Genomic DNA, 3,369 nt, shown 5'->3' with positions numbered 1-3,369 from the left:
AGTGACGCGACCTCGCTGCCCACCGACACCCACAGTGCCGTGGTCAGTCCCAGCAGGCCGGCCGCGGACAGGCCGATCATCAGCACGGGGCCGACGGCGCAGGTCAGCAGCGGGCTGCTGGTGAACAGGACGTGCTTGATCTCCCGCGGGGTCGGCCAACGCCGGTGGGCGACCGGGTGGGCCTGCAGGTCCGCGACCAGCGTCGCCAGCCACAGGCCCAGCGCGGTCACCACGACGGAGACCAGGGCGCCCGCGTGCGTGGGGTGTCCGCCCTGCGCGAGTCCCACCAGTACGGCCAGCAGGGTGAGCGAGGCGTAGATGCGCTCCTTGAGCCGCTCCTCCAGCACCTCGGCACGGCCGCCGTGCGCGGCATCCTCCGGCGGCGTGGTCGCGCTCATGGGCACAACCCGGCGTCGCTCCGCGCACGTCCACGCGTGCCGGCCCGAGGACGGGCGTGCACCCGGCGGGCCGTCACGTCAGGTGACACGTCAGGTGAAGGAGAAGCGCGCCGCGGCTTCGGCGGGAGTGGCCCCCTGACGGCGCCCGGGCACGTCGTGAACGGCGTGTGCACCTTCGGAGCGTAGCTGGTCGGCCCCCGCGTGCCGGGCCATGACCGCCGCGGCGGCGTGGACGTCGGCGGTGCTGACGTCGGTACGGCCCCGCCCCGCGTGCTGCTCGAGGAGGACGCCGAGGTCCGGGGCGAAGCGCAGCACGGTCACCGGAGCGTCGAAGCGCCTGGCGATCGCGATGAGGCGGATGCGCGCCTGCGGGGTGACGTTCGTGGACTCGGCGACCGCCGTACGCCTACCGGCGAGCCGGGCGGCGATCCGCCGGTCACGTTCCCCGAAGATCCGCGCGTCCGCCGCGTCGGTGTGCCCCTCGGCGGACGACGTACCGAACAGTTCCGCGCGGATGTCGTCGCTGGACACCACGGCGTCCGCCTCGATGTGCCCCCGTGCGATCAGGGCCCGAACGAAGCTGCTCTTGCCCGAAGCCGGTGGGCCGACGAGCAGCACGAGGCCTGGCCACACCACGACGGCCCCGTCCGCGACGCGGCCCTCCGGTGTTTCGCTCATCAGCTTCGCCCCGCTTCCTGCGCGTGTCACGTCCATCCTTCCAGAGCGTAAATACGCGTTGCACCGCTTCCAGGTGGGGGAGGATCCTGACTCGTCGGAGGTGGGCCAAGTGATCACTCTTGCCCTGGAGCTGACCGTCCGTGACCTGGTGCAGGCGGATCTGGCGGCGTGCGGGTGGGCGGGATCCGCCCGGCATCTCGCGGTCGTGGGCGAGCAGTTGGAGCGCAGGCGGCTCGGCGAGGTGGACTACCTGGCGGTCTGCGCCCGCGCGGACGTTCCGATCGCCAAGGGCGGTGTCGACTACCGGGCCAAGGACGGCGTGGGCACGCTGTGGCAGCTCGCCGTCCACCCCGCACTGCAGTCCTGCGGCGTGGGCACGGTCCTCGTCGGGGCCGCGGAACAGCGCATCAGGGACCGAGGGCTGCGTCGGGCGGAGCTGGGCGTGGAGGACGGCAACGATCGTGCTCGTGCCCTGTACGAGAGGCTGGGTTACCGTGCCTACGACCGTCTGCCGGACGCGTGGGACGAGCAGGCTCCCGACGGGACACTGCGACGTCACGAGACGATGTGCACCATGATGCGCAAGGACCTCGTGTGATGCGCGACGCGGGCAGGGGGGCCGCCGAGGCGCTCACACTGACGGGCATCGCCGCGGACCCGCTGTGCCTGACCTCCTGCTTGCGGGCCCGTGACGGTACGGAGTTCGTTTTCCGTCCCCTCACGCACGGCGACGCCAAGGGCCTGGCCGGGTTCCTGGCGGCCCTGTCCTCCGCATCGCGGCGGTTCAGCACGTTCGAGGGGTACGACCTCGCGACGGCACGGGAGTTGTGCGACGCGATCGCGCGCTACGACAAGCTCAGGCTCGTCCTCGAGGACGTCGCGTCCGGCAGGATCGTCGGCCTGCCCGAGTTCAGCCTCGCGCTGACGCCGGCTGACGTCGCGCGGTACCGGGAGGCGGGCGTCCGCCTCACCGGGACGACCGACTGCCGCTTCGGCCTCACGCTGGCCGACGACTTCCAGGACCGGGGCCTCGGGACACTCGTCCTCCCGTTCGTCGAGGAGGTCGCCCGACGCCTCGGGAGGACCAGGATCATCCTGTGGGGCGGCGTCCGCGCCGAAAATCCGCGCGCCATCCGCTACTACGAGAAGAACGGCTTCCGGGCGGTGGGCGCCTTCGCGGAGGCGGACGGGTCCCTGTCGCTGGACATGATCCTCGACCTGGACCCGGTGCCCGACCGGCCGTGACCGTCACCCGTTCGCGACCCGAGGACCGTGCGAGGCGTCGAACGGGCCGAAGGGCCGGAGCGCCTGCCAGGCGGGCTTCCCTGCGAGGACGTGTCGGAAGTAGTCCGCCAGTTCCAGCCGGGTGGCGGCCGCCTCGTCGGCCACCACCGTGACGTGCGGGTGCAGTTGGAGCGCCGAGGCGGGACAGCGGGCGGCGAGCGGTCCCTCGACCGCCGCGGCCAGGGCCTCGGCCTTGTTCGCGCCGGAGGCCAGGAGCACCACGTGGCGGGCCTCCAGGATCGTGCCGACGCCCTGGGTGACGACGTGGCGCGGCACCTGCTCGACGTCCCCGCCGAAGAACCGCGCGTTGTCGCCGCGGGTCCGCTCGGTGAGCGTCTTGATGCGGGTTCGGGAGGCGAGCGACGAGCAGGGCTCGTTGAAGCCGATGTGGCCGTCGCCGCCGATGCCCAGCAGCTGAAGGTCCACCCCGCCGGCCGCCGCGAGGGCGTGCTCGTACGCCCGGCAGGCCGCCGGGAGGTCGGCCGCGGTGGTGTCCGGGCCGAGGAATGCGTCCGCGCCCAGGCCCAGCGGCTCCAGCACCTCCCGTTCCAGGACGGACCGGTACGACTCCGGGTGCCCGGCGGGCAGTCCCACGTACTCGTCGAGCTGCGCGATCCGCGCCCGGGAGAGGTCCGCCCCGCCTTCGGACGCCATGGCGGCGAGCGCGCGGTAGACGGGAAGCGGGGTCGAGCCGGTGGCCACGCCGAGCAGCGCGTCGGGCTTGAGCCCGACCAGGCGGGCGATGCCCTCGGCGACGAAGCGGCCGCCGGCCTCCGCGTCCGGAACGATGACGACTTCCATGGGGGTCCTGCCGATCGGTGAGGGGGTCCGGAGGCGGGCCGGACCCGGAACGTGAGGGGCGCCCCCGAGGGGCGTCGGCCCGGCGCCGCGTGAGCGGACCGCCCGGCCGGTGGCTTCGAGCACGGCACGGCACGGGCCGCATGGCGGGACCAACGTGCGCGGGCACGAAGCGCGCGGACACGAAGCGTCCGGGCACGCAGCCCCCAGG

At 73.4% G+C, this 3,369-nt stretch carries 5 protein-coding genes; 2 read left to right on the top strand and 3 right to left on the bottom strand.

Annotated features, from left to right (window positions below):
* Nucleotides 1–398, bottom strand: a 398-nt coding sequence (locus tag ACOV8S_RS23685; protein ID WP_448320094.1) for a hypothetical protein, incomplete at its 3' end; no start/stop codon positions are given.
* A gap of 90 nt (nt 399–488) precedes the next feature.
* Nucleotides 489–1,076: an AAA family ATPase gene (locus ACOV8S_RS23680; RefSeq protein WP_448320092.1), complete on the bottom strand. Its 588-nt coding sequence runs from the start codon at nt 1,074–1,076 to the stop codon at nt 489–491.
* Nucleotides 1,077–1,185: 109 nt separating this feature from the next.
* Here ACOV8S_RS23680 and ACOV8S_RS23675 point away from each other — a divergent pair, with 109 nt between their 5' ends.
* Complete coding sequence (locus ACOV8S_RS23675; protein ID WP_448320091.1) at nt 1,186–1,674, top strand: GNAT family N-acetyltransferase; 489 nt, start codon at nt 1,186–1,188, stop codon at nt 1,672–1,674.
* Nucleotides 1,674–2,321 (top strand): GNAT family N-acetyltransferase, encoded by a 648-nt coding sequence (locus tag ACOV8S_RS23670; RefSeq protein ID WP_448320090.1) that lies wholly within the window; start codon nt 1,674–1,676, stop codon nt 2,319–2,321. The genes ACOV8S_RS23675 and ACOV8S_RS23670 overlap by 1 nt, the downstream gene beginning before the upstream one ends.
* 3 nt (nt 2,322–2,324) lie before the next feature.
* Here the strand turns inward: ACOV8S_RS23670 and nagB are convergent, their stop codons facing one another.
* On the bottom strand, nt 2,325–3,161 hold the full coding sequence (nagB, locus tag ACOV8S_RS23665; RefSeq protein ID WP_448320088.1) for a glucosamine-6-phosphate deaminase: 837 nt from the start codon (nt 3,159–3,161) through the stop codon (nt 2,325–2,327).
* Between the last annotated feature and the right edge of the window lie 208 nt (nt 3,162–3,369).

The sequence above is a fragment of the Streptomyces sp. CO7 genome (assembly GCF_053474865.1).
This window is presented reverse-complemented; position numbering and strand designations above follow the sequence as displayed.

Excerpts from the sequence above, each read along its gene's own strand:
- ACOV8S_RS23670 (WP_448320090.1), top strand. The coding sequence starts at position 1,674 with ATGCGCGACGCGGGCAGGGGGGCCGCCGAGGCGCTCACACTGACGGGC.
- ACOV8S_RS23680 (WP_448320092.1), bottom strand. The coding sequence starts at position 1,076 with ATGAGCGAAACACCGGAGGGCCGCGTCGCGGACGGGGCCGTCGTGGTG.
- nagB (WP_448320088.1), bottom strand. The coding sequence starts at position 3,161 with ATGGAAGTCGTCATCGTTCCGGACGCGGAGGCCGGCGGCCGCTTCGTC.